This window comes from Halococcus hamelinensis 100A6 (assembly GCF_000336675.1).
In the GTDB taxonomy this organism is placed as follows: Archaea; Halobacteriota; Halobacteria; order Halobacteriales; family Halococcaceae; genus Halococcus; species Halococcus hamelinensis.
On the sequence record NZ_AOMB01000043.1, the window covers coordinates 1 to 22,128 of the forward strand.

Here is a 22,128-nt window from a genome sequence, read left to right on the forward strand (position 1 = left end):
ACCGACGACGAGGCTCCCGTCGACGACACGAACCCCGTCGCGGCCCCCGACGGCGACCGCAGCGGGGAACGGGTCAGGATCGAGGGCGCTCGCGCTCGCGTCGGTCGATGCCGCGAACGAGACCGTCCTGCTTCGCAACGCGGGCCAGCGGCGGGTGAACCTCGATGGCTACGCGGTGGACTTCGACGACGGCCAGCGCTACGCCCTGCCGCCCTACTCCCTCGGAGCGGGAGCGAACGTCACGGTTCACACCGGCCGGGGCGACGACACCCGCGGCGACCTCTACGCCGGCTTCCTCTATCCGGTGATCAACGACGGCGGCGACACGGTGCTGGTCGAGGCTCCGAACGGGCGGATCGTCGCCGCCGAACGGGTGGGCGGGAACTGACGAAGATCGAGGGTCGGCGGGCTTCGAGCGCCGTCCGGACGGTTACGTGATCGTCGTGTGGACCGACTCCTCGTTGAGCGCGAGGTTCGTCGCGATCTCGGCGTTGCGGACGGCGTACTGCGCGGTTTGGGCGAGGCTGACGAGCACGTCGCGCACCCGCAACAGCGCCTCGTTGTTCATCTCGGGGAGGTCCGCGAGGATCTCGCCCTCGACGTCGTTGATCTCGGCGAAGCGTTCGCGGACCGTGAGCGTGAGCTCGAAGTCCCGTTCGACCGCCGCCCGGACGGCGAGTTCGGAGATCTCGTCGACCTGGTCGGTGAACTCCCGGATCCGTCGCATCGTCGGGTCGTCGATCTCGAGGGTGTGGTCGGGGGCTTCGAGCGCGATCTCGGCGATGTCCTCGGCGTTGTCGGCGGTGAGTTCGAGGTTCTTCGCGATCGAGCGGTAGCCGATGAGCGGGAAGCCGTCGTCGAGACCGACCGAGCGGGCGAGGTTGGGGTTCTGGTAGGCGGTGAAGATCAGCCGCAGGAGGAGGACGAATATCTTGTTGGCCTGGCGCTCGCGGTTGAGCGCGCGCTCGGCGAAGTCGGGGTTGCCGAGCGCCAGCGCCTGGATCGCCTCGTCGCGCATCGTCGCGCCCGTGGATTCGAGCCGTTCGAGGAGGTTGTCGAGCGTGAAGTCCTCGGCGTCGACCGAACACCGGATCGCGATCCGTTCGGGGGTCTCCTCGATCACGCCGAGGCCCATGAGCTGGGTTTCGGCGTTGTAGACCGCGTTGATGTGCTCGGAGTCGAGGGTCCCCTCGGCGACCTCGACGTGGATCACCCGCCGGCCGAGGACGTACTGGGCGACGATCGCGCGCTCGACCGCGGTCGCGTCCATGTTCTCGGCGTGGATCGTCGCCTGGGACTCCTCGGCCTCGGCCGACTCGGGGAGCACCGTCAGGGTGCCCTTTCCCCCGGTGCGGAGCGATACCTCGTCGCCCTTCTCGACGCTGTGGGCGCGGGCCCACTCCGCCGGGAGGGTCATCGCCAACGTCGACGGCCCCAACCGCTGAACCTTTCGGGTTTCCACCATGCCTCCCCTACCGTTCCCATACACCTTAATCCTCACTGTACTTCTTTAGAGATCGCCGAGTTCGTACTAGCGATACCGACGGAGCTTCGGCGGGCCCGACCGGTTCGGTTCCCGACGGACCAGCGGCTCGGGGTCGAAGGAGACGAGGCGATCCCTCCCCTGGGTCAGCCGACGATCGTCACGGGGAGCGAGGTGTTTCGAGCGATCGCCTCGGCGACGCTGCCGAGCAGGAGGCGTGTCGCGCCCGAGCGGCCGTGGCTGCCGACCACGATGTGGTCGATGTCGTGTTCGTCCGCGTACTCGACGACGGTCTCGCTCGGGACGCCGTCCTCGACGACGGTGGTGATGTCGACCCCCCGTTCGTCGGCCATCTCGGTCGCCGCCCCCTCGACCGCCTCGCTCTTCTCGATCGCCTCGTCGTGCCAGCGCTTCCCGAGGCCGCCCTCGGCCGAGTCGTAGCCCCACTCGGCGGGGTCGAGAACGTGGATCGCGGTGATCTCGTCGTCCGGATACTCGGCGAGCGCGTGGTCGAGCGCGCTGCGTGCCTGCCTCGAATCGTCGAACGGCACGAGAACACGTTTCGTCACGTGTGGGTGTTTCACAGCCGCATGGAAGAACCTGCCGCCCGAGTGGCGATCTACCGAACCAGCGAGAGGAGTTCGCACGCGAGCACGGTCTCGCCCTCGGCCGTCTCGACCGTCACACCGTAGCGGATCGTCCCGCTCGCACGCGGGTGCTCGCGCTCGGTCTTCTCGAGCACCTCGACCGCGACGTGGATCGTATCGCCGATGGAGGTCGGAGCGGTGAACCGCAACGAGTCCACCCCGTAGAAGGCGATGACGTCGTCGCGTTCGGCCGGGCTCCGGGACTGCCAGAGCAGCCCCGTCATCGCCGAGAAGACGAACGCGCCGTGGACGATCCGCTCGCCGTACTCGGTCCCCGCCATCCGCTCGGCGTCGGTGTGGTGGTGGTTGAAGTCGCCGCTCACGCCCGCGAAGTTCGTCACATCGGCTTCCGTGACCGTCCGCCGCGCCGTCTCGTAGGTGTCGCCGACCGAGAGCGACTCGAAGGTCGTCACCCGGACCCCCGGAACAGCCGGTAGCTCGTCCGGCCGACCGCGACGTCCTTTCGCTCGCCGTTCGGCGCGGTGCTGGAGACCGTCGCGTCGGTGACGCCCATCGACCCGCCGGCCCGGAGCACCTCGGCCTCGACCGTGAGGTCGTCGGTCGCCGGACGGAGATACGAGACGTCGAGGTCGGTGGTGGTGAGCCGCGCCGCCGCGGGGTCCTCGAAGGTCGAACGGAGCGCGAAGCCGCTCGCGGTGTCGACGAGGGTGGCGGTGACGCCGCCGTGGACGTTGCCCTCGCCGCCGGCCACGAGGTTCGCGAACTTCTCGTCGTAGGGCACCCGGAGCACCACGCGGCCGTCCTCGACGGCTTCGAGTTCGATCCCGAGCCACGAGAAGAGGCCGTGCTCGTCGACGACCGACTCGAACCCCGCCCGCTGGTCGGCCGAGAGGCCGGTCATCGTCCCTCGACCGGTTCGCCGTGCTCGTCGTACTCGTAGAAGCCCGCGCCCGCCTCGACGCCGGTGTGACCGTCCTCGACGAGTGCTCGGAGGTAGTCGGCGGGTTGGAAGCGCTCCTCGCCGGTTTCCTCGTGGAGGGTTTCGAGTTTGTCGAGCATCGAATCGAGCCCCTCGCGGTCGGCCCGGCGGCACGGGCCCTCCGAGAAGCCCGCGCCGAGGCGCATCCCGGTGTCGACCGCGTCGGGCGTCGCTACCTCCCCTCCGATGAGTTTCGCGGCCTCGTTCACCATCCGGGCCTCCACCCGGAGGGTATCGAACCCCTCACCGTCGCCCTCCGCGTAGTCCGGGCCGTCGCCCTCTTCGTAGTCGTAGTAGCCCTTCCCGGTCTTCCGACCGAGGTCGCCGGCCTCGACCTTCGCCTCGATGAACGGCGGGTTGGTGATGCCCGCCTCCTCGCGGACCGAGTAGCCGATGTCGATCCCCGTCAGGTCGGCGAGCTCGAACGGCCCCATCGGATAGCCACGCTGGTGGACCATCGCGGCGTCGGCTTCTTTCACTGTGGCCTCGTCGTTCGAGACCATCCACGCGGGTTCGGTCATGAACGGGCCGAGCACCGAGTTGACCACGAAGCCCTGGACGTCCTTGCGAACGTAGATCGGCGTCTTGCCGAGCGACTCCGCGAACCCGTAGGCGACCTCGGCGGTCTCGTCCGCGGTGTGCTCGCCGTAGATGACTTCGACCAGCCCCATCTTCACGGGGGGGTTGAAGAAGTGAGTGCCGACGACCTGGTCCTCCCGGTCGGTCGCGCTCGCGATCTCGGTGATCGAGAGCGAGGAGGTGTTGGAAGCGAGGATCGCGTACTCGGGCGCGAGCTCGTCGAGTTCTGTATAGATCTCCTTTTTGAGCGCCATCCGTTCGGGCGCGACCTCGATCACGACGTCCGCGTCGTCGACCGCGGTTTCGAGGTCGGTGGTGGTCTCGATCCGGTCGAGCACCGCGTCGGGGTCGTCGATCTTTCCCCCGTCGGCGAGCTTTCCGAGGCTCCACTCGATGTTCTCGTAGCCCGAGTCGACGAACTCGTCCTCGATGTCGCGCATCACCACGTCGTAACCCGCCATCGCGACCACCTCGGTGATGCCGTGGCCCATGTTGCCCGCGCCGAGCACCGCCACCTGGCTGATGTCGTCGGTTTCCATACGTAACCGTTTCGCCCGATGTAGTTAACGACGGTGGTCGTTCGCCCGAACGACGGGGACGGAACTACAGCGGTTCGTCGCCCTCGATGATCCGGACCGCGCGTTCGGCGAGCTCCGGGACCCCGGCCTCCATCTCGGGGTAGAGCGGGTCGTCGGCGTTGCCCTCCAGGTAGCGCCGGAAGAACATCTCGCCGAGTCCCGCGAGCTTGTAGACCGCGAGCGCACGGTAGAAGCGGTCGTTCTCGTACTCGATCCCGGTCTTCGCCTCGTAGCGTTCGACGAGTTCCTGCCGGGTGGGGTAGCCCTCGCGGGTCATGAACGTCGCGTTGAGCGAGTCGGTCGCGTCGGGTGGTGCAGGGTCCTTCCCGTCCCACCAGTACGACAGCATCCATCCCAGATCCACGAGCGGGTTGCCGAGGGTGCTCAGCTCCCAGTCGAACACCGCGACGACCTCCGGGGGCGTGTCCGGCCCGAACATCACGTTGTCGAGCTTGTAGTCACCCTGCACGAGGGTGTGTTCGGGGGCCTTCGGGGTGTTCTCCGTGAGCCACTCCATCACGTCGTAGAGTTCGGGCACCTCGCGCTCCGCGCTCGTGACGTCGAACGCCCACGTCAACTGCTCGGACCACCGCTTCACCTGGCGCTCGGTGAACCCGCCGGGATAGCCGAACTCGCCGAGTCCCACTGCCTCGTAGTCGACGGCGTGGATCTCGGCGAGCCCGTCGACGAGCTCCTCGCCCACTCGCTTTCGATGGTCGGGCGCGGCGAAGCGTTCGGGTTCGTCGTCCCGGAGCACGTCGCCCGCGACGCGCTCCATCACGTAGAAGTCACACCCCAGGATCGAGTGGTCCTCGCTGGCGAGCACCGTCGGCGGGACTCGAACCTGGGAGTCCTGGAGCGCGTCCATCACGTGATACTCCCGGAGGACGTCGTGAGCGGTGTCGGCGACCTCGCCCGGCGGCGGGCGGCGGACCACGAGGTCGCGGTCGCCCCACTCCACGAACAGGGTCTCGTTCGAGTGCCCCTCCTGGTGGTGGCTGATGTCGTACGCCTCGACCGGTCCCAGTTCCGATTCGAAGTAGCCCGCGAGGGATTCCTCGTCGACGATCCGCGAGAAGTACTCGTCACTCATGGTCGGTTCGAGAGGGGTAAGTCGGCGATTTCGTTACCATTGGTAGGGAGGTTGTGGTCCGGGGTACGAATAACTGCGGGTCACGCCGCCACTGGTCGACACTCCGGGCCTATCGTTTTACAATGGTGTGCGGGCAAGGGTGGCTATGGAGTACAACGATTCCGCGACGGCGGCCGACCTCAGGCAGCGCGCCCACGACTTCATGGAGGAGGTCGTCCTGCCCGCCGAACGCGCCCACGACGGGGGCGAGGTCGTGCCGCACGAGACCATCGCCGACCTCCGGGAGTCCGCCCGGGAGTACGACGTCTACGCGCCCCAGATCCCGGAGGAGTACGGAGGAATGGGACTCGGGCTCCGGGACGTGCTGCCGCTCTTCGAGGAGGCGGGGAGAAGCCTGCTCGGCGCGCCCGCGATGCGGGTCGACGCGCCCGACGAGGGCAACATGCACACCCTCGAACTCGTCGGGACGGAGGCCCAGAAGGACGAGTGGCTCCGACCGCTGGTCGCGGGCGAGGTCAACTCCGCGTTCGGGATGACCGAGCCAGCCCCCGGCGGCGGGTCGGACCCGAAGATGCTCCGAACGACGGCCGAACGTGCCAGCGGGCGCGCAGGCGACGAGTGGGTCATCGACGGTCACAAGTGGTGGACCACGCAGGGGAGCGCCGCCGACGTCATCCTCCTGATGGCGCGGACGGACGAGGAGGCCCACCCCTACGCGGGCTGTTCGATCATCCTCGTGCCCACCGACACCGAGGGCGTCGAGATCGTCCGCGACATCCCCCACCTCGGCCCGGCGAGCTCCTCGGAGGGCCACGCCGAGGTCCGGTTCGACGACGTTCGCGTGCCCGCGGAGAACCTGCTCGGCGAGGAGAACGAGGGGTTCACGATCGCCCAGCAGCGCCTCGGGCCCGCACGACTGACCCACTGTATGCGATTCTCGGGGATGGCGGACCGGGCGCTCACGGTGGCGAAGACCTACATGAGCGACCGCGAGGCGTTCGGGTCGTCGGTCGCGGACAAGCAGGCCCAGCGCTTCGCCGTCGCGGAGGCCGAAACCCAGCTCCACGCCGCCCGGACGATGGTCCGGGACGCCGCCGAGAAGATCGCGCGGGGTGAGGAGGCCCGCGTCGAGGTCTCGATGAGCAAGGTCTTCGCCGCGCGCGTCGCCCAGGAGACCATCGATCTGGCAGTGCAGTGTTGTGGCGGAGCCGGGATCAGTCGGGACCTGCCGCTCGCCGACTTCTACGAAGCGGTGCGTGCCTTCCGGATCATCGACGGCACGGACGAGGTCCACAAGCGCACCATCGCGCGCGACGCGTTCGACGAGGACGCCGTTCGTCCCGAGGAACTCGAATCGTTGCCGCGGTTCGGGGAGTCCGCCGACTGATTCGGATCGTATCCCACTGCTGATCCCGTATCGGAGGCCACGGGAACGACCGTCATCGGGTGAACCGTCCCTCTGATCGTTCTCGCTATCAGCGCGAATTCAGATAACTCGTTTCGGTCGTTCCGCGTGCAAAACGAGGTCGGTAGTGGATTCAGACCACGGCTAATCCGAACCCGATCGTGTTGTAGAGCGCATGAGCGAGCACCGCAGGAGCGATGTTCTTCGTTCGAGCGTAGACCGAACCGTACACGAGACCTCCAACGAGGTTGCTTGCAAACGGACTGGCCATCAGTATCGGATTCGAACTGTAGTACGTTGGTACGTGTGAGAGCGCGAACAACGTAGCCGCGAGAACGACGGCTACTGAACTCGGAAAGCCTTCTTCGAGCCGTTTTTGGATGATATTCCGGTAGAACAACTCCTCAGCGGGCACGGCGAAGAAGACGATCAGTAGAAATCCCGCTGCGATGGTTGCGGTGCCTCCGGACAGAATCAGGGCGACACTGTCGCTCCCTGAGGTTGTGAGACCGAACAGGGAATTGGCGATCTCAATGCCGACCTCCGCAACGAGACGTATCAGAACACCCGCTACGGCGTAACCAACACCTCGTCTCGTCAGTGGTCTCACGTCGAAATAGGCGACTCCTCTGCCGGAGAGATACAGAAGCAGAATCCCCACAACGAGCGCTAGTCCGTAGTTGTACAGGAAGTTCACTACAAGCGAGACGGGAGACAGGCTAGACTCGGTGATCAGTGGACCAACCACGGAGCGAAGGACCACCGGTTGAGTAGCACTGATAAGACTCGAAATTGCGGCAAGAACTACGGCAATGGAGACGGCACGGAGACGCGAGTTAGAGAGACTATCCATCATATTGCTGTTATTAATTCGACGTATTAAAACCCCGGATACCTACCTGATCGAGTATTTGATGAGTGTGCCATGGACTTTTCTTCGTTCGACGCCACCCATCCACATGGACGACGACCTCCGATTCGCCGCACAGGCCATCCGCGAGGCCGAGTGCGCGGTCGCGATGACCGGGGCGGGGGTGAGCACCGGTTCGGGGATCCCGGATTTTCGGGGCGAGAACGGGCTCTGGAAGACCCACGACCCCGCCGACTTCCACCGCTCGCGGTTCGAGGCGAATCCAGGGGACTTCTGGCGCGACCGGCTCGAAATCGATGCCGCCCGCCACGGCGAGCACGTCGCACCGAACCCCGCTCACGAGGCGCTCGCCGACCTCGAAACCCGAGGGACGCTCGATGCGCTGATCACCCAGAACATCGACGGTCTCCACACGAAGGCGGGCTCCGAGCACGTCATCGAACTCCACGGCTCGAGCGAACGCGTCGTCTGTGACGACTGCGGGCGGCGGCTCGCGGCGGCCCCGGTTCGCGAGCGGGTCCGCGGTGGGGAAACGCCGCCCCGCTGTGCGGAGTGTGGCGGGGTGCTCAAACCCGACGTGGTGCTGTTCGGCGAGCAGCTCCCCCAGGCGGCGTTGTTCGAATCCCACGCGCTCGCCGAGAGTGCCGACGTCTTTCTCGTCGTGGGGTCGTCGCTCTCGGTCGAGCCCGCGGCGTCGCTGCCCGGAACGGCCGCCGACCAGGGCGCGACGATGGTGGTCGTGAACCTCGACCGGACCCGGCTCTCCGGTCGCGCCGAGTACGACTTCCGGGCCGACGCCGCCGACCTCCTCCCGCGACTGGCGGCGGCGGTCAACGGCGGGGCGACAGCGCGGGATCCCGCCCGGTCGTAGCGCTTCTCGTATCCTCGCCTTACTTCGAGACGAACTCCGCGCCCGGCGCGTTCCGCATCACGCTCCGTGCGCCCTTCAGTGCGTTCGCTTTCGTCGTGTAGCCCTCGCCGCTGGTGGCGATGATGTTGCCGTTGCGATGGACCAGCCGCCAGCGGTGCTCGTCGGCCCGGTCGCGGAAGACCTCGAACCGCGCGAGGCTTTCCGGGGGGCGTGGCGCGACGTCGACGGCTTCTTCGGCGTCCGCTTCGGGCCGGGTTTCGTCGCCCGTCTCCCCCCACTCGATCTCGAACTCGATGCTGGTCTCGGTGGCGTCGTCCTCGACCTCGCGTTCGACCTCGACCTCGAAGGTCGGGCGCTCCGGCGGCTGGACGGTGACGGACTGGCCGTCGGACTCCAGCGTCACCGGGCCGTCGCCGGCGAGTTCAGCCGCCGCCGCACCGAGGACGCGGGCGATCTCGGCGCGGCTTCGGGGCTCCTCGATCTCGAAAAGGGTTTCCTCCATAGGGAAGCTACGCTCGCCCGGAGCATAAACCGAGTGGCGACGCCGGTTCGAGTCGCCTCAGGCCGCGGCGTAGGAGGTGTCGAGGTACTCGACGATGCGGTCGGACTCGCCCATCGTGATGCCGCGCTCGTCGTCGACCAGTACCGGGACGTCGCGCTGGCCCGAGACGCGCTTGACCTCGTCGCGCTTCGAGTGGAGCGCCTCGACCCACTCGCTCTCGAACTCGATCTCCAGCTCGTCGAGTCGGTCGACGACCTGTTCGCAGTGCGGGCAGCCTTCGAGGCGGTAGAGCGTGACCGTCATACCCGGGATCTGGAGACCCAGCGGCAAAAGCGTCCCGCCGACGAAGGGTTATGCGGACGGCGCTGGAGGGAGCGATATGCGACTCGACGGCGTTCGCGTTCTCGACCTCACGCGCTACCTCCCCGGTCCCTACGCGACCCAGCTCCTCGCCGACGCCGGGGCCGACGTCATCAAGATCGAAGACCCCACGGGCGACCCGGCCCGCCACCTCGGCTTCGAACCCGACTCGGCCGACGGAACGCTGTTCGACGCGGTCAACCGGGGCAAGCGAAGCGTCGCGCTCGACCTGAAGAGCGAGGCCGGGACGGTGGCGTTCCTCGACCTCGCACGCGATGCCGACGTGGTCATCGAGGGCTTTCGACCGGGCGTCGCCGACCGTCTGGGGGTCGGCTACGAGGCAGTCAGCGAAGAAGTACCGGATGTCGTCTACTGCTCGCTGTCGGGCTACGGCGCGACCGGGCCCTACGAGACCCGTGCTGGCCACGACCTCAACTACGTCGCGTTCGCGGGGTTGCTCGATACGAACCGCGCGAGCGAGTCCGAAGCCCCGCGGATCCCCGGCCTCCAGGTCGGCGATATGACCGGTGGGCTGTTCGCCGCCTTCTCGATCACCGGCGCGCTCTGTTCGCGCGCGCTCGGCAACACCGGCGGCGAGCACCTCGATGTCGCCATCACCGACGTACTGCTCTCGGTCTCGCAGTCGCTCGCGCCGGCCGCCTTCGGGGACGAACCCCCGCGACCGGGCGAGACCGCGCTCGCGGGCGCACTCCCGTGGTACGGGGTGTACGAGACCGCCGACGGGGAGTACCTCAGTCTCGCGGCGCTCGAACCCGTCTTCTGGGAGCGATTCTGCGAGACCGTCGACCGACCCGACCTCGCGGAGTGTCATGGAACCGACGACGAGCCCACGCGGGCGGCGCTCCGCGAGGAACTCGACGCTCTGTTCGCCGACCGAACCCGCGAGGAGTGGGAGGGGCTGTTCGCGGAGACGGACGCCACCGTCGAACCCGTTCGAACCCTCGGCGAGGCGCTCTCCCACCCCCAGACCGCCTCACGCGGGCTCGTCGAACGGGGTTCGGGACCGGCACGGATCGGGTTTCCGGCGCGGTCGTCCGCCCCCGCCGAACCCGGAGCGGGCGTTCCGGGCCACGGCGAGCACACGGCGTCGGTGCTCCGCGAGGCCGGCTACGGGGACGGCGATCTCGACCGACTTCGGGAGGCGGATGCGGCAGTGTTCGGCGACTGACCGGCCCGTTCAATCGCCTCCGTTCGGACGGCGGTCGGCGAGCACGGACCGATCGAGGTCGTCGAAGCTCGTGTGGCCCGCGAGCGCGAGGGTCAGGTCGAGGTCGGCACGGAGGTTCTCGACCACGTTCTCGACCCCTGCCTCGCCGTCGAGCGCCAGCCCGTAGGCGTAGGGTCGGCCGAGAAGGGTGCAGTCGGCCCCGAGCGCGAGCGCCGTGACGACGTCCGCGCCCCCACGTATTCCGCTGTCGAACAGCGTGGGTACGTCGACCGCGTCGACGATCCCGGGCAGCGCCGCGAGCGCGCCGACCGCGCCGTCGACCTGGCGGCCGCCGTGGTTCGAGACGATCACCCCGTCCGCGCCGCACTCGACCGCCCGTTTCGCGTCGTCGGGATGGAGGACGCCCTTGACGACCAGCGGGAGGTCCGTCTCCTCCCGGAGATCGGCCAGATCGTCCCACGTCAGCGACGGGTCGCCGAAGACGTCGACGAACTCCATCACGGCCGCGGCCTCGTTCTCCTCCGGTGGTTGGTCGAGCCGGTCGCGGAACGCGGGGTCCGAGAAGTAGTTCGCCACGCCCTCGCCGTCGAGGAAGGGGAGGTAGCCCTGCTCGATGTCGCGCTCGCGCCAGCCCAGGAGGGGCGTGTCGAGCGTGACCACGATGCCGTCGTAGCCCGCGTTCTCGGCGCGTTCGACGAAGCTCGACGCGATGGCGGGGTCGGCCGACCAGTAGAGCTGGAACCACTTTGGAACCTCACCGAGTTCGTCGGCAACGGCTTCGAGGGTGTACGAGGACGCCGAACTCAGACACATGGGAACGTCGAGGTCGGCGGCGGCACGCGCCACCGCGAGTTCGCCCTCGTCGTGGACGATCGAGAGCACGCCGAGCGTGGCCAACATGACGGGGACGTCGAACTCGCGGTCGAAGGGGCTCACGCGGAGGTCGCGTTCGGAGACGTCCCGGAGCATCCGGGGGACGATCCGCCAGTCGGCGAACGCACGACGGTTCTCGGCGACGGTGTCCTCGGTGCCGGCCCCGCCCGCGACGTAGGCCGCCGCCTCGTCGCTCATCGTCTCCAAGGCTCGCCGTTCGAGGTCCGAATACCGCACCGGCCCGTCCGGGGGCTGGTCGGCGAGCATCCCCGACGCGTAGACGTTCTGCTGGCGATGTTCGCCGTAGGGCTCCGAGGGGTCGTCCATGACCGTCCTTCAACGGTGGACCGGAAATAGGTTGAGCCGGTTATTCGCGTTCGACACCGACGATATCGAGGAGTTCGAGCGGGTTCTCGATCCGGTAGTCGACGACGGGGTCGTCGGGGGTGGCGTCCGCCGCGCTCCCGCCGAACGCCACGGTGTGGAGCCCGACGCCCGACGCGCCCTCCATGTCGTTTCGGTAGCGGTCGCCGACCATCACCGCCCGTTCAGGTTCAACGTCGGCCTTTTCGAGCGCCGTCTCGAACATCGCGGGGTCGGGTTTGGTCCGGCCGACTTCCTCGGAGGTCGTCATCGCGTCGAGGTGGGGCGCGACCCCGAACTGGTCGAGGAGGCGTTCGGCCTCCCAAGTGTCGATGTCGCTGACGACACCCTGGTGGAGCCGACCGTCGAGCCGGCGGATGGTCTCGACGGTCTCCGGGATCGGTTCGAGCACCTCGGCGGTCGCGCGCTCGAACGCCGGGAGCCACTCGTCCGCCGAAACCTCGCGGCCGACCATCGCCGCGACCGCTCGCGCGTAGCCCTCGCGGGCGCTCGCGAACTCCGCGCCGTCGCGGTCGCGGAAGTGCGCCCCGAGCTCCTCGCGCCAGGTTTCGAGCGCGTCGTCGCCGAGGTCGAACCGCTCGCCGAGGGTCTCGACGAACGCGCGGTGCCCCCGCCGGACGGAGTCGAGGTCGAGGACGACCCCGCCGATGTCCCAGAAGACGGCGTCGTATCGGGTGGCCATGTGACCGTCGATGGTTCATCGAGCCAAGAAGCTTCCCTGTCGAAACGACTTTAGCCGGGTGGACTGTTCGGTTTCGCGTGACGGAGGTCTGCATCGTCGGCGCGCCGGAAGTCGAACTCCGCTACGAACTCCTCTCGCGCGAGACCGCCCGCGACGCGCTCGCGACCTACGACCTCACCGCGCCCTACGAGAACACCCTCGCGCTCCGCACCGTGAGCCTCGGGGCGGCGGTGGCGTTGCTCAACGACCTCAACTGGTATCTCGTCCGGTTCGCCTCGGCGGCGTTCGTTCGCGAACCCGCGATCGACCCCGACGAGTGGTTCTCGCGCGACCTCGCGACCGCGGTGCGCGACGAGCGTGTCGACCCCGACGAGACGGGCCGCCACCTCGCGCTCTACGGTGTGGTTGACGGCGAACTCACCGAGCCGGAACACGTCGTCCGAACGCACGAGACCCCAAGCCGCGACGACCGGGACGAACTCGACAGGACGATGGTCGTCAGAGTGACCGAAGCCGAGTTCGAGGCGTAGCCGCGTTACGACTCGTCGGTCGGGTTCGCGAGCGCGTCCTCGATCGACTCCTCGCCTTCGAGGAGTTCGAAGGTCGTTCCGTGGGTCGATTCGGTGTCGAGCGCGGCCACAAGCACGTGGGCGACGTCGGCCCGGGTGATCTCGCCGCGGTCGAGCTTTCGGGCGGTTTTCACTCGGCCGGTCGCGGGGTCGTCGGTGAGCGCCCCCGGGCGGACGATGGTGTACGTGAGGTCGCTGGATTGGAGATATTCGTCGGCGGCTTGTTTCGCGACGAGGTAGTCGTAGAGCCCGTCGGGACTGTTCTCGGGTTCGTCGGCGTTCATCGCGCTCAACATTACGAATCGGTCGACGCCCTCCGCTTCGGCGGCGTCGACGAGTTTGTTCGCCCCGTCGCGGTCGACGCCTTCGACGTCCGCGCCGCTCGACCCCGCCGCGAAGACGATCGCGTCGTGGCCCGGCACCGCGTGGCTCACGTCCTCGGTGAGGTCCGCGACGGCCGTCTCGACACCGAAGTCGGCCATCTCGTCGACCTGTGATTCCGTGCGGACCATCGCCGTCGCGTCGTGGTCGCTCTCGGCGAGGATCTCGGTGATGTGCTGGCCGACGCCGCCGTGTGCGCCCGCGATGAGTACGTTCATGCCGGGGAGAAGTAGGGGTCGGAGACTTCTAAACCATCTGCTCGATAGACGGTGCGGCGGTCGCGGTGCGGGTGCGACCGTGGCGGTCGCGGTTTGGGGTGTGGTTTGCGGTTCCTGGTGTCTCGGCGAACGAATGTGAGCCGAGGCTCAGGAGCGCTGTGCTCTCCTGGTGGATGAAGGGCGAGGCGCGCGAACGAGCGCCGAAGGCGCGAGTGAGTAGCGACTGAAAGGAGCGCGCGGCGAGGGCTTCGGCGGTACGGTGCAGTGCCGTGCGGTTGCGGAGGTGTCAGTGATTGTACCGCGAACGAACGAAGTGAGTGAGCGGGCGCAAGCGCGACCAACGGGAGCGCGCAGCGCTTTTGATCCACATTTTGCCAGGGAGTGAGGCGCGACGCGCCGAACGACCGCAGCAAAAGGTGGGGGTCTATGTCGTGAGCTCGCCCTTCCGTTCGAGGACGGTGACGGCCTCGGCGTCGACCGACTCGACGTCGAGATGCATCGGGATGTACTCGCGGCGCTCGAAGGTCTCGATCTCGTCGCGCTCGCCGACCGTACACCAGAGCTGCGGGCGGTCGGGACCGTGCCACTCGCCGAACTTGCTGATGCCGAAACAGACCACTTCGTCGCCGTCGTACTCGATCCGGCCGCCCTTGCGAACCCCCGGATCGCCGTGGATGATGAGCCGCTTCATGCTGGAGGGTCGACCGACGCGGACCTAAGCGCTTCGGACCTCGTGTCGGTTCGTCGAGAACTCGTGGTCAGGCCATCCCCTGTTCGGGATGCTCTTCCTCCATGTGGTCGTTGAGCGATTCCTCGGTGCCGAAGGACTTGTTGCAGATACGGCATTCGAAGTCGGGTGCGCTCATTGGCGGCGGAGGTCGGGGACGAACCGACTAAACGGTTTCACCGGCAAACGAAAGCCGGTCAGTGGTCGGTGGTCGTGGTCCCGAACGTCGCGCCGTGAGGAGAGGGCTCGTCACGGCAGACCAAACGGGTTTTACCCGCGCGTCCGTTATCGGGCCTCAGCAACCATGGAGATGCCTCGTCGGTTCAACACGTACTGCCCTCACTGCAACGAACACCACCAACACGAGATCGAGAAGGTCCGCCACGGTCGCGAGACCGGCATGAAGTGGATCGACCGACAGACCGAACGCGGGACGTCGGTCATCGGCAACGCCGGCAAGTTCTCGAAGGTGCCGGGTGGCGACAAGCCGACCAAGAAGACCAACCTCAAGTACCGGTGTGGCGACTGCGGCAAGGCCCACCTCCGTCCCGGATGGCGCGCCGGCCGACTCACCCTTCAGGAGTAAGCATGGCAGGCAACTTCTACACCGTGGAATGTCCGGACTGTGAGAACGAGCAGGTCGTCTTCGGGAAGGCCGCGACGCAGGTCGCGTGTGCGGTCTGTGGTTCGACGCTCGCGCACGCGACCGGTGGCAAAGCGGTCTTCGAGGGCGAGGTGCTCGACACCGTCGAGCGCCGTGAGGCACCCGACGATCTCACGGGATCGAGCTGATGAACTACAGTGGCTGGCCGGACCCGAGCGAACTCGTGATCGGGAAGGTCGACGAGATCGCCGACTTCGGCGTCTTCGTCGACCTCTCGGAGTACGAGGACAAACGGGGCCTCGTCCACATCTCCGAGGTCGCCTCGGGCTGGATCAAGAACGTCCGCGACCACGTCGGCGTCGGCCAGACGGTGGTGGCCAAAGTCCTCTCGGTCGACGAGGGCTCCCAGCAGATCGACCTCTCGCTCAAGGACGTCAACGACCACCAGCGCTCCGAGAAGGTCCAGGAGTGGAAGGCCGCCAAGCGCGCCGACAACTGGATGACGATCGCCTTCGGTGAGGACATCGACGACGCACAGTACACCGCAGTCGCGAACGAGTTCCTCACCGAGTTCGGCACGCTCTATGCGGGCTTCGAGGAGGCCGCCATCCGCGGCGCGGACGCGCTCAACGGGACCGACCTCTCGGCGGAGGAGATCGACGCCATCGTCGAGACCGCCCGCGAGAACGTCTCGGTACCCTACGTCGCGGTCTCGGGCTACGTCGACCTCCGGAGCCCCGAGGCCGCCGGCGTCGACGCCATCCGCGAGGCGCTCCACGCCGCGGAGGGCAACGGCGACCTCCCCGACGGGGTCGACCTCGACGTGACCTACGTCGGCTCGCCGGAGTACCGCATCCGCGTCGAGGCACCCGACTACAAGACCGCCGAGGCCGAACTCGAAGCCAGCGCCGACCGCGCGGCCGCCGCCGTCGGCGAACACGGCGGGAGCGCGGAGTTCCACCGCGAGCGCCGAAGCGACGACGAGTAATTCTCGATGAAATCCGCGATTCGCGTCTGTGCCGACTGGGAATCCACGCACGACACCCCCGTGTATACCCTCACCGAGACGTGTCCCGAGTGTGGTGGATCGGCCGTCAACAGCGCGCCCGCGCCGTACAACCCCGAGGACCCGCATGGGGAGTACCGACGCGCTCTTAAGCGCCGCGAGTCCGGGTAGGGCATGGACGAATTCGATATCGAGACGCTCGCGGAGCCGGAGCTGTCCGACCCCGTGCTCGTCGAGGGGCTCCCCGGCGTGGGCCACGTCGGCAAGCTCGTCGCCGAGCACCTCCTCGAAGAGCTCGACGGCGAACCGGTTCGTCGCGTCTACTCCGAGCACTTCCCGCCGCAGGTCGACATCGACGAGGGCCGCGCGAAGCTCGCCTCGGCCGAACTCCACGCCGTCGAGGCCGACGGCCGGGACCTGCTGGTGCTCACCGGCGACCACCAGGCCCAGGACGCGGCCGGTCACTACCGACTCACCGACCGATTCCTCGACATCGCCGCGGAGTTCGACGTCGAGCGGGTGTTCGCGCTCGGCGGCGTCCCGACCGGCGAACTCATCGACGAGTACGACGTCATCGGCGCGGCGACGGGCGACGAGTCCATCGAGGAGCTCGAAGCCGCGGGCGTCGAGTTCCGCGAGGGCGAACCCGCCGGCGGCATCGTCGGCGTCAGTGGCCTGCTCCTCGGCCTCGCCGAACGCCGCGACCTCCCCGCGGCCTGCCTGATGGGCGAAACCAGCGGCTACCTCGTCGACCCCAAGAGCGCCCGCGCGGTGCTCGAGATCCTCGAGGACATCGTCGGCTTCGAGGTCGACTTCGACTCCCTCGAAGAGCGCGCCGACGAGATGGAGGAAGTGGTGCAGAAGATCCAGCAGATGGAGGGCGGCCAGGCCGCCACCGACGACGACCTCCGGTATATCGGGTAGATCCCACCTTTTGCTGTCGTTCGGAAGGCGCAGAGCGCCTTCCGTGAGCATGGCAAGACCGGAGGTCTTGCTGCAACCGGAAACGGCGAAGCCGTTTCCGAGGATGACGAGACGGCTTCGCCGTCTCGAACCACGGTCGCTCGCTTCGCTCACGGGTCACTCCGTTCGCCGTTCGCATCCGAGGTTCTCCCTTCGGTCGAACCTCGCGCCGCTCGCCCCTGGCAAAATGTGGATCAAAAGCCTGCGTCACCTCCTTCGGAGGTTCCTTGGCCCGCTCGCTCCTTTCAGTCGCTCGCGGTAGGGTCACTAGCCCCTACCGAGCCACTACCGCACCCGCACAGCACCGCCACCGCCGAAGCCCTCGCTTCGCTCACGGCTCACTCCGTTCGCCGTTCGTATCGAGGCGCTCGCGTTGCTCGCGCCTCGCTTCGCTCGCCCTTCATCCACCAGGAGAGCACGGCTCTCCTGAGCCTCGACTCGCGTTCACTCGTCGAGACATCAGGTACCGCTGCCGTCATCGCACCGCAACCGCACGGCGGCCGCACCGCAGCCGCCGCGACACAATCCTGAATACGACGGGTGGGATCGGTCGTGTCATGCCCGGTCCGGTCTTCCTCGACGGCGAGCCGGTCAGGCTCAGAACCATCGAAGAGGAGGACATCGAGTTCCTCCAGCGCCACATCAACGACCCCGCAGTCCGAACACCTATTGGCTCGTCCGCTCCGGTGAACGAAGCCGAGGAACGCGACTGGTTCGAATCGCTGAACGAGGGCGACGACGTCTCGCTCCTGATCTGTGTCGATGACGAGGCCGTGGGAACCATCAGCCTCATGCGGATCGACGAAGGCTGGGGTCGTGGCACCCTCGGCTACTGGATAGCCCCCGACGAGTGGGGCGAGGGCTACGCGACGGCCGCCACACGACTCCTCGTGGGCCACGCGTTCGACCAACTCCGGCTTCACAAGGTCCGTGCCGAGGCGTTCGACTACAACGCTGGCTCCCGGCGGGTGCTCGAAAAGGTCGGGTTCACCGAGGAAGGCGTCGGTCGCGAGGAGTGCTTCGTCGACGGCGAGTACGTCGATGTCCACCGCTACGGCCTGCTCGAAGACGAGTGGCGCGACTTATAACCCGATCTCGCGTCCGATCACGAGGTGCTGGATCTCGCTGGTCCCCTCACCGATCTCCATGAGTTTTGCGTCGCGGTAGAAGCGCTGGGGCGCGAAGTCGGTGGTGTAGCCGTAGCCGCCCAACACCTGGACGGCGTCCTCGGCGATCTCGCGGCTGGCCTCGCTGGCGTCGAGCTTCGCGAGCGCGCTCAGTCGGGTGACGTCCTCGCCCGCGTCGTAGGTCGTCGCGGCCTTGTGGGTCAGGAGTCGCGCGCGCTCCAGTTTCCGGTCCATGTCGACGATCTTGTTCCGCACCGCGTCGAACTCCGAGATGGGCTGGCCGAACTGCTCGCGCTCGGTCGCGTAGGACTTCGCGGCCTCGTAGGCTCCCTGACCGAGTCCGACCGAGAGCGCCGCGATCGAGATCCGCCCGCCGTCGAGCGTTTTCTTCGTCTGTTCCCAGCCTTCGCCCTCCTCCCCGAGCAGTCGGTCCTCGGGGAGTCGAACGTCGTCGAGCTGGATCTCACACGTCGGCGAGGCGTTGAGCCCCATCTTCTCCCAGATCGTCGAAACCTCGAAGCCGTCGTCCGCGGGGTCGACGATGAAGGTCGAGACCCCACCGTAGCCCGCGCCGGGGTCCGTGACGGCCTTCACGAGCACCGAGCCCGCCTCGCTGGCGTTGGTGATGAACTGCTTCGTCCCGTCGAGCACCCACTCGTCGCCGTCCTTCTCGGCCGTCGTGTCCATGTTCGAGGCGTCCGAGCCGCTGCCGGGTTCCGTGAGCGCCCACGCCCCGATGTGCTCGCCCTCGGCGAGCGGTCGGAGCCACTCCTCTTTCTGCTCGTGGGTCCCGAAGTTCTCGATGGGCTTCGAGGCGAGGCTGATGTGGGCGGCGTACGAGAGCCCGATCGAGCCGGACACTCGGCCGAGCTCCTCGGTGACGAGCGCGTAGAGCAGCTGGTCGCCACCCAGTCCTCCATACTCCTCCGTCACCGGCACGCCCATCACGTCGAGGTCGGCGAGCTGGTCGAAGACCTCGGCGGGATAGCGGTGCTCGTCCTCGATCTCCTGGGCGAGCGGCGCGATCTCCGCCTCACAGAACTCCCGCACCGTCTCGCGCATCATCCGATGTTCGCCCGGCAGGTCGAAATCCATACACCTGATACGTGACCAAGGGCATAAAACCACCCACATACGGGGGGATATCGTCCGAACCGGATGGCCGAACCCGACCGCTCAGAGGTAGCGTTCGACCAGACGGGACAGCCGGCCGAAGAGCCGAGAGAGCCAGTCGAACAGACGCGAGAGGCCGTCGAGGAACCGCTGGAGTTCGTCTCCGTTCCCCGAACTTTCGCTCCCCGTCGTCTCCGTCCCTGCAGCGGTCGTCGACTCCCCCGACGTCGAGCCCGCCGTCGTGGTCTCGCCGGTGGTCCGGGTCGCGGCAGTGGCCGCGGTCGGACACGACCCGGACTCGATCCGAACCGGGGTAGAACGGTCGAGCGAGGTCCGCGTCGGGTCGTCGAGGTCGCCCGAGAGCGCCTGCCAGTTCGAAACTTTGCCCTCGTAGTGGTCGCCGTAGAGCGCGGCCCGTTCGTTGAACGCCGGATCGATCCCGATCGAGACGTCGTCGCCGAGCGGGCCGTAGACCGCGCCGTCGGCCCGCCGGCCGTCCCAGGTCCAGTCCACGGTGGCCGAGGACCCATCGATATCCCACCGGTCGTAGCGGTTCGGGCCGTCGTAGCTGTCGTCCCGGACGACCCAGTCGCCCGAGGACGGGAGTCCGGATAGCTCGAAGGTGATCGAGCCGCCGTCGCCGTTGCCGCCGAGCGCACCGTGGACGACCACGAGGCTCACGCCGTCCGAGCCCTCGTAGAGGAACAGCACGCTTGTGTTCGGCTGCTGGAGCGAGCGGGTCCCGTAGGAGCTGTCACGGTCCCGCCGGTAGTCGTAGAACGCCTCTACCGGGTCGTCGCCCCGAAGGGGCTGGAGCGGCACGCACTGGTCGCCCTGAGAGAGGTGGTACGGAGCCGATTCGACCGCGCTCGCCGTGCCGGTCGCGAGCACGCCGCCGGCGAGGGTCGCGCCGGTAGCTGCCAGAAACGACCGCCTGTCGGTGCTCGGTCGGCTGCCGGGACGCGAAGCCATCGGTGATCTCCTCGGGCTTCTCCGAGGAGTCGCATGGGTCTTTTGACTGGCCGCTGAGTTCGTCAGCCGTCGATGTCCGTCCGGAGGACCCCGTCGAAGTCGAGCACGAAATCCGCTCCGAAGGCCGATGCCGGCGTCTGGAATCCGGACTCGACCTCGCCGTCGAGCACCTGCCGGACGACCTCGCAGGCCGTACGCGCGGTGAAGTCGTAGGTGTCGGGGAGTTCGAGCCGTGCGGCAACCCGCTCACCGTCGTCGTTCTCCACCTCTCCCCAGACACGGGTGGTGCTCAGGGCGCGCTGGGCGGCGGTCGGCCCGGTGACGGTCGCGTCCACGAGTTCCTTCAGAGCGGTCTGAACCGGTGGCGTTCCGAGCAGCGGTGCGAGACGGTCGGTTCGACGCATCACCCGTGCCGCGAACCCCGGCACGGCGGCGTAGGTCTCGATGTTCCCGATCCCCGTCGAGTAGTAGGCGGTCGAGACGTCACCCCACGGGATCGTCACCGCGGGCTTCGGGCCCGCCCCGAGGTCGATCCGCCGGGTCTTCCACGCCGGCGGTACGGTCTCGATCTGGCCATCGATCCGGGCCGCCCCGCCCTGCGAGAGCCCCTCGACCACCGATTTCAGCGTACCGGGCGAGAACGTGCTGAGCCCGTCGATCGCGAGCCGAAGGTGGGTCGCGTCGTGGAGTTTCCCCGCGAGGTACGCCGCGAGGCAGTCGGTGGGAACTACGTCGAAGCCAACCCCCGGCAGGAGGGTCACGTCGGCCTTCTCGGCGTCGCGGTCGCGCTCGGCGGTCGCCTCGAAGGCGTCGATCTCGCCGGTGATGTCGAGGTAGTCAGTACCCGTTTCGAGACACGCCGCCACCAGCGCGTCGGCGGTCGCGGAGAACGGCCCCGCACAGTTCAACACGGCGTCGAACTCCTCGATCCGGTTCGCGACGACCGAGGGACGATCGAGGGTGAACACCCGATAGTCGAGGTCGTGGTCGGTGGCCTGGCGTTCGAGCGGTTCGGCACGTCGACCCGCGAGCGTCGGCGACAGTCCCGCCTCGGCGGCGCGCTCGACGACCAGCGCACCGGTGTAGCCGTACGACCCGTAGATGAGTACGTCGTCTGCCATGTCCCTTCATCGGGCGGTGAGCGGAAAAAGCCACCCCCGCGGCGACCTTGCCGTAAGAGATATACCGGGTCCGACCGGCGTGGCCGCATGGGATTGATGGACGACATCCTCGGCGGTGGCGGGTCACGCAGCCGCCGACCGGGGCCCGGCGGCGACTACGTCGAACTCGGCCCCGACGACATCGAGGCCTCGGCGGACGAGCCGGCGACGAAGGTGCATATCGCCCAGATAGAGGGCCAGCGCGACGTGATAGATATCAAGAACGCGATCTACGACGGCGACATCGTGGTCGCCGATATCACCCGCCACTCGACCACCGACCGCACGATGGAGCGGATCACCCAGGACCTCCAGGGGATCGTCCGCGAGGTCGGCGGGGACATCGTCCAGAAGGCCGACGACCAGCTCATCATCACCCCCGGCTCGGTCGGCATCAGCCGCACCAAGCTCGGGCGGTAGTTCTCAGACGCCGTCGGGCGTTTCGGCGTCGTCTTCCACGGTGCGTTTCATGGATTCACGACGGCTTTTGGCGTCGCGGCCGGTGGCTTCGAGCAGGAACTCGTTCTTCGCGTCGACCGCGTCGGCGGCGGCGTCGGCGTTACCCTCGGCGATGACCTCCTCGGCGGGGCGCTCGGCGAAGTCCACAGCCAACGTATCCTTCTTCGAACCGTAGTCGACCGCGCCGGCGACTACGCGCTCGAAGACCGGGTTCTCGGGCTCCTCGACGACGTAGAGGTCGCTCCCGTTGTAGCTCTCGGTCGCGGTCGGCGGCCCGAAGTAGGACTCGATCGTACCCTCCATGTCGGGGATCCGCTCTTCCAAGTGCTCTCCGCGGCGCATCTTGTATTCGCGCATGGAGCGCTCGTTTGC

At 67.6% G+C, this 22,128-nt stretch carries 30 protein-coding genes; 12 read left to right on the forward strand and 18 right to left on the reverse strand.

Going from position 1 to position 22,128, the window contains the following annotated elements; translation table 11 throughout:
- The coding region (locus C447_RS15755; RefSeq protein WP_007695694.1) for a lamin tail domain-containing protein at nucleotides 1-388 on the forward strand (388 nt) is incomplete at its 5' end.
- A gap of 42 nt (nucleotides 389-430) precedes the next feature.
- On the opposite strand, the gene C447_RS15760 is transcribed toward C447_RS15755, so the two are convergent.
- From C447_RS15760 to C447_RS15785, 6 genes are all read right to left on the reverse strand, one after another.
- The gene (locus tag C447_RS15760) at nucleotides 431-1,462 is read right to left on the reverse strand and encodes a phosphate signaling complex PhoU family protein (RefSeq protein ID WP_007695701.1); all 1,032 of its coding nucleotides are present in this window, start codon (nucleotides 1,460-1,462) and stop codon (nucleotides 431-433) included.
- Between the two features lie 167 nt (nucleotides 1,463-1,629).
- Nucleotides 1,630-2,052: a universal stress protein gene (locus tag C447_RS15765; protein ID WP_029601924.1), complete on the reverse strand. Its 423-nt coding sequence runs from the start codon at nucleotides 2,050-2,052 to the stop codon at nucleotides 1,630-1,632.
- Nucleotides 2,053-2,102: 50 nt separating this feature from the next.
- Nucleotides 2,103-2,543, reverse strand: a complete 441-nt coding sequence (locus tag C447_RS15770) for a MaoC/PaaZ C-terminal domain-containing protein (RefSeq protein ID WP_007695703.1) — start codon at nucleotides 2,541-2,543, stop codon at nucleotides 2,103-2,105.
- Nucleotides 2,540-2,992 (reverse strand): PaaI family thioesterase, encoded by a 453-nt coding sequence (locus C447_RS15775; protein ID WP_007695704.1) that lies wholly within the window; start codon nucleotides 2,990-2,992, stop codon nucleotides 2,540-2,542. The genes C447_RS15770 and C447_RS15775 overlap by 4 nt, the downstream gene beginning before the upstream one ends.
- Nucleotides 2,989-4,188, reverse strand: coding sequence for a 3-hydroxyacyl-CoA dehydrogenase (locus tag C447_RS15780; protein WP_007695705.1), 1,200 nt, complete (start codon nucleotides 4,186-4,188; stop codon nucleotides 2,989-2,991). The genes C447_RS15775 and C447_RS15780 overlap by 4 nt, the downstream gene beginning before the upstream one ends.
- Nucleotides 4,189-4,252: 64 nt before the next feature.
- On the reverse strand, nucleotides 4,253-5,320 hold the full coding sequence (locus C447_RS15785) for a phosphotransferase family protein (RefSeq protein WP_007695706.1): 1,068 nt from the start codon (nucleotides 5,318-5,320) through the stop codon (nucleotides 4,253-4,255).
- 145 nt (nucleotides 5,321-5,465) lie between these two features.
- Between C447_RS15785 and C447_RS15790 the strand changes: the two genes are divergently transcribed.
- On the forward strand, nucleotides 5,466-6,707 hold the full coding sequence (locus C447_RS15790; protein WP_007695707.1) for an acyl-CoA dehydrogenase family protein: 1,242 nt from the start codon (nucleotides 5,466-5,468) through the stop codon (nucleotides 6,705-6,707).
- Between the two features lie 151 nt (nucleotides 6,708-6,858).
- On the opposite strand, the gene C447_RS15795 is transcribed toward C447_RS15790, so the two are convergent.
- On the reverse strand, nucleotides 6,859-7,581 hold the full coding sequence (locus tag C447_RS15795) for a CPBP family intramembrane glutamic endopeptidase (RefSeq protein ID WP_007695709.1): 723 nt from the start codon (nucleotides 7,579-7,581) through the stop codon (nucleotides 6,859-6,861).
- 103 nt (nucleotides 7,582-7,684) lie between these two features.
- Between C447_RS15795 and C447_RS15800 the strand changes: the two genes are divergently transcribed.
- Entirely contained in the window at nucleotides 7,685-8,467 is a 783-nt protein-coding gene (locus C447_RS15800) for an SIR2 family NAD-dependent protein deacylase (RefSeq protein ID WP_007695711.1), read from the forward strand.
- A 19-nt stretch (nucleotides 8,468-8,486) separates the two neighbouring features.
- On the opposite strand, the gene C447_RS15805 is transcribed toward C447_RS15800, so the two are convergent.
- The gene (locus C447_RS15805; protein WP_007695714.1) at nucleotides 8,487-8,969 is read right to left on the reverse strand and encodes an amphi-Trp domain-containing protein; all 483 of its coding nucleotides are present in this window, start codon (nucleotides 8,967-8,969) and stop codon (nucleotides 8,487-8,489) included.
- 57 nt (nucleotides 8,970-9,026) lie between these two features.
- Nucleotides 9,027-9,272, reverse strand: coding sequence for a glutaredoxin family protein (locus tag C447_RS15810; RefSeq protein ID WP_007695716.1), 246 nt, complete (start codon nucleotides 9,270-9,272; stop codon nucleotides 9,027-9,029).
- 76 nt (nucleotides 9,273-9,348) lie between these two features.
- Here C447_RS15810 and C447_RS15815 point away from each other — a divergent pair, with 76 nt between their 5' ends.
- Entirely contained in the window at nucleotides 9,349-10,518 is a 1,170-nt protein-coding gene (locus C447_RS15815; RefSeq protein ID WP_007695719.1) for a CaiB/BaiF CoA transferase family protein, read from the forward strand.
- A 9-nt stretch (nucleotides 10,519-10,527) separates the two neighbouring features.
- On the opposite strand, the gene C447_RS15820 is transcribed toward C447_RS15815, so the two are convergent.
- The gene (locus C447_RS15820; protein ID WP_007695721.1) at nucleotides 10,528-11,718 is read right to left on the reverse strand and encodes an alpha-hydroxy-acid oxidizing protein; all 1,191 of its coding nucleotides are present in this window, start codon (nucleotides 11,716-11,718) and stop codon (nucleotides 10,528-10,530) included.
- 40 nt (nucleotides 11,719-11,758) lie between these two features.
- A complete protein-coding gene (locus C447_RS15825) occupies nucleotides 11,759-12,457 on the reverse strand; it encodes an HAD family hydrolase (protein ID WP_007695723.1) in 699 nt (232 codons plus the stop codon).
- Between the two features lie 77 nt (nucleotides 12,458-12,534).
- Between C447_RS15825 and C447_RS15830 the strand changes: the two genes are divergently transcribed.
- Nucleotides 12,535-12,987, forward strand: a complete 453-nt coding sequence (locus C447_RS15830; protein ID WP_007695725.1) for a DUF5804 family protein — start codon at nucleotides 12,535-12,537, stop codon at nucleotides 12,985-12,987.
- A 5-nt stretch (nucleotides 12,988-12,992) separates the two neighbouring features.
- Here C447_RS15830 and C447_RS15835 read toward each other — a convergent pair whose 3' ends face one another.
- The 3 genes from C447_RS15835 to C447_RS17475 all read right to left on the reverse strand — a co-directional run bounded on the left by C447_RS15835 (nucleotide 12,993) and on the right by C447_RS17475 (nucleotide 14,491).
- Nucleotides 12,993-13,625 carry an SDR family oxidoreductase gene (locus tag C447_RS15835; protein WP_007695727.1) on the reverse strand — a complete coding sequence of 211 codons (633 nt, stop codon included), beginning with the start codon at nucleotides 13,623-13,625 and terminating at the stop codon, nucleotides 12,993-12,995.
- A gap of 424 nt (nucleotides 13,626-14,049) precedes the next feature.
- A complete protein-coding gene (locus tag C447_RS15840; protein ID WP_007695728.1) occupies nucleotides 14,050-14,316 on the reverse strand; it encodes an HAH_0734 family protein in 267 nt (88 codons plus the stop codon).
- 67 nt (nucleotides 14,317-14,383) lie between these two features.
- Nucleotides 14,384-14,491: a C2H2-type zinc finger protein gene (locus C447_RS17475; protein ID WP_079255085.1), complete on the reverse strand. Its 108-nt coding sequence runs from the start codon at nucleotides 14,489-14,491 to the stop codon at nucleotides 14,384-14,386.
- A gap of 165 nt (nucleotides 14,492-14,656) precedes the next feature.
- On the opposite strand from C447_RS17475, the gene C447_RS15845 reads away from it, so the two are divergent.
- The 6 genes from C447_RS15845 to C447_RS15865 all read left to right on the forward strand — a co-directional run bounded on the left by C447_RS15845 (nucleotide 14,657) and on the right by C447_RS15865 (nucleotide 18,013).
- Nucleotides 14,657-14,938 carry a 50S ribosomal protein L44e gene (locus C447_RS15845; RefSeq protein WP_007695729.1) on the forward strand — a complete coding sequence of 94 codons (282 nt, stop codon included), beginning with the start codon at nucleotides 14,657-14,659 and terminating at the stop codon, nucleotides 14,936-14,938.
- A 2-nt stretch (nucleotides 14,939-14,940) separates the two neighbouring features.
- Complete coding sequence (locus C447_RS15850) at nucleotides 14,941-15,144, forward strand: 30S ribosomal protein S27e (RefSeq protein ID WP_007695730.1); 204 nt, start codon at nucleotides 14,941-14,943, stop codon at nucleotides 15,142-15,144.
- A complete protein-coding gene (locus C447_RS15855) occupies nucleotides 15,144-15,944 on the forward strand; it encodes a translation initiation factor IF-2 subunit alpha (protein WP_007695732.1) in 801 nt (266 codons plus the stop codon). Before C447_RS15850 ends, C447_RS15855 begins: the two co-directional genes overlap by 1 nt.
- A 6-nt stretch (nucleotides 15,945-15,950) precedes the next feature.
- Nucleotides 15,951-16,133 carry an RNA-protein complex protein Nop10 gene (locus C447_RS17480; protein ID WP_007695734.1) on the forward strand — a complete coding sequence of 61 codons (183 nt, stop codon included), beginning with the start codon at nucleotides 15,951-15,953 and terminating at the stop codon, nucleotides 16,131-16,133.
- Nucleotides 16,134-16,136: 3 nt separating this feature from the next.
- Nucleotides 16,137-16,886, forward strand: coding sequence for a proteasome assembly chaperone family protein (locus tag C447_RS15860; RefSeq protein WP_007695736.1), 750 nt, complete (start codon nucleotides 16,137-16,139; stop codon nucleotides 16,884-16,886).
- Between the two features lie 596 nt (nucleotides 16,887-17,482).
- Nucleotides 17,483-18,013, forward strand: a complete 531-nt coding sequence (locus C447_RS15865; RefSeq protein WP_007695737.1) for a GNAT family N-acetyltransferase — start codon at nucleotides 17,483-17,485, stop codon at nucleotides 18,011-18,013.
- Here C447_RS15865 and C447_RS15870 read toward each other — a convergent pair.
- The 3 genes from C447_RS15870 to C447_RS15880 form a co-directional block, all read right to left on the reverse strand.
- Nucleotides 18,008-19,147: an acyl-CoA dehydrogenase family protein gene (locus tag C447_RS15870; RefSeq protein WP_007695738.1), complete on the reverse strand. Its 1,140-nt coding sequence runs from the start codon at nucleotides 19,145-19,147 to the stop codon at nucleotides 18,008-18,010. The genes C447_RS15865 and C447_RS15870 overlap by 6 nt on opposite strands.
- A gap of 81 nt (nucleotides 19,148-19,228) precedes the next feature.
- Nucleotides 19,229-20,137 (reverse strand): hypothetical protein, encoded by a 909-nt coding sequence (locus C447_RS15875; protein WP_007695739.1) that lies wholly within the window; start codon nucleotides 20,135-20,137, stop codon nucleotides 19,229-19,231.
- Nucleotides 20,138-20,199: 62 nt separating this feature from the next.
- Nucleotides 20,200-21,258, reverse strand: coding sequence for a saccharopine dehydrogenase family protein (locus C447_RS15880; protein WP_007695740.1), 1,059 nt, complete (start codon nucleotides 21,256-21,258; stop codon nucleotides 20,200-20,202).
- An 87-nt stretch (nucleotides 21,259-21,345) separates the two neighbouring features.
- Between C447_RS15880 and C447_RS15885 the strand changes: the two genes are divergently transcribed.
- On the forward strand, nucleotides 21,346-21,717 hold the full coding sequence (locus tag C447_RS15885; protein ID WP_029602007.1) for a cell division protein SepF: 372 nt from the start codon (nucleotides 21,346-21,348) through the stop codon (nucleotides 21,715-21,717).
- 3 nt (nucleotides 21,718-21,720) lie between these two features.
- Here the strand turns inward: C447_RS15885 and C447_RS15890 are convergent, their stop codons facing one another.
- Nucleotides 21,721-22,113, reverse strand: a complete 393-nt coding sequence (locus tag C447_RS15890; protein WP_007695743.1) for a DUF5611 family protein — start codon at nucleotides 22,111-22,113, stop codon at nucleotides 21,721-21,723.
- Nucleotides 22,114-22,128 lie beyond the last annotated feature (15 nt).

Coding starts and splice junctions, on each gene's coding strand:
- C447_RS15885 (WP_029602007.1), top strand. CDS start 21,346: ATGGGATTGATGGACGACATCCTCGGCGGTGGCGGGTCACGCAGCCGC.
- C447_RS15880 (WP_007695740.1), bottom strand. CDS start 21,258: ATGGCAGACGACGTACTCATCTACGGGTCGTACGGCTACACCGGTGCG.
- C447_RS15805 (WP_007695714.1), bottom strand. CDS start 8,969: ATGGAGGAAACCCTTTTCGAGATCGAGGAGCCCCGAAGCCGCGCCGAG.
- C447_RS15810 (WP_007695716.1), bottom strand. CDS start 9,272: ATGACGGTCACGCTCTACCGCCTCGAAGGCTGCCCGCACTGCGAACAG.
- C447_RS15820 (WP_007695721.1), bottom strand. CDS start 11,718: ATGGACGACCCCTCGGAGCCCTACGGCGAACATCGCCAGCAGAACGTC.
- C447_RS15795 (WP_007695709.1), bottom strand. CDS start 7,581: ATGATGGATAGTCTCTCTAACTCGCGTCTCCGTGCCGTCTCCATTGCC.
- C447_RS15855 (WP_007695732.1), top strand. CDS start 15,144: ATGAACTACAGTGGCTGGCCGGACCCGAGCGAACTCGTGATCGGGAAG.
- C447_RS15860 (WP_007695736.1), top strand. CDS start 16,137: ATGGACGAATTCGATATCGAGACGCTCGCGGAGCCGGAGCTGTCCGAC.
- C447_RS15785 (WP_007695706.1), bottom strand. CDS start 5,320: ATGAGTGACGAGTACTTCTCGCGGATCGTCGACGAGGAATCCCTCGCG.
- C447_RS17475 (WP_079255085.1), bottom strand. CDS start 14,491: ATGAGCGCACCCGACTTCGAATGCCGTATCTGCAACAAGTCCTTCGGC.
- C447_RS15775 (WP_007695704.1), bottom strand. CDS start 2,992: ATGACCGGCCTCTCGGCCGACCAGCGGGCGGGGTTCGAGTCGGTCGTC.
- C447_RS15800 (WP_007695711.1), top strand. CDS start 7,685: ATGGACGACGACCTCCGATTCGCCGCACAGGCCATCCGCGAGGCCGAG.
- C447_RS15790 (WP_007695707.1), top strand. CDS start 5,466: ATGGAGTACAACGATTCCGCGACGGCGGCCGACCTCAGGCAGCGCGCC.
- C447_RS15870 (WP_007695738.1), bottom strand. CDS start 19,147: ATGGATTTCGACCTGCCGGGCGAACATCGGATGATGCGCGAGACGGTG.
- C447_RS15815 (WP_007695719.1), top strand. CDS start 9,349: ATGCGACTCGACGGCGTTCGCGTTCTCGACCTCACGCGCTACCTCCCC.
- C447_RS15850 (WP_007695730.1), top strand. CDS start 14,941: ATGGCAGGCAACTTCTACACCGTGGAATGTCCGGACTGTGAGAACGAG.
- C447_RS15835 (WP_007695727.1), bottom strand. CDS start 13,625: ATGAACGTACTCATCGCGGGCGCACACGGCGGCGTCGGCCAGCACATC.
- C447_RS15890 (WP_007695743.1), bottom strand. CDS start 22,113: ATGCGCGAATACAAGATGCGCCGCGGAGAGCACTTGGAAGAGCGGATC.
- C447_RS15840 (WP_007695728.1), bottom strand. CDS start 14,316: ATGAAGCGGCTCATCATCCACGGCGATCCGGGGGTTCGCAAGGGCGGC.
- C447_RS15875 (WP_007695739.1), bottom strand. CDS start 20,137: ATGGCTTCGCGTCCCGGCAGCCGACCGAGCACCGACAGGCGGTCGTTT.
- C447_RS15780 (WP_007695705.1), bottom strand. CDS start 4,188: ATGGAAACCGACGACATCAGCCAGGTGGCGGTGCTCGGCGCGGGCAAC.
- C447_RS15825 (WP_007695723.1), bottom strand. CDS start 12,457: ATGGCCACCCGATACGACGCCGTCTTCTGGGACATCGGCGGGGTCGTC.
- C447_RS15865 (WP_007695737.1), top strand. CDS start 17,483: ATGCCCGGTCCGGTCTTCCTCGACGGCGAGCCGGTCAGGCTCAGAACC.
- C447_RS17480 (WP_007695734.1), top strand. CDS start 15,951: ATGAAATCCGCGATTCGCGTCTGTGCCGACTGGGAATCCACGCACGAC.
- C447_RS15845 (WP_007695729.1), top strand. CDS start 14,657: ATGGAGATGCCTCGTCGGTTCAACACGTACTGCCCTCACTGCAACGAA.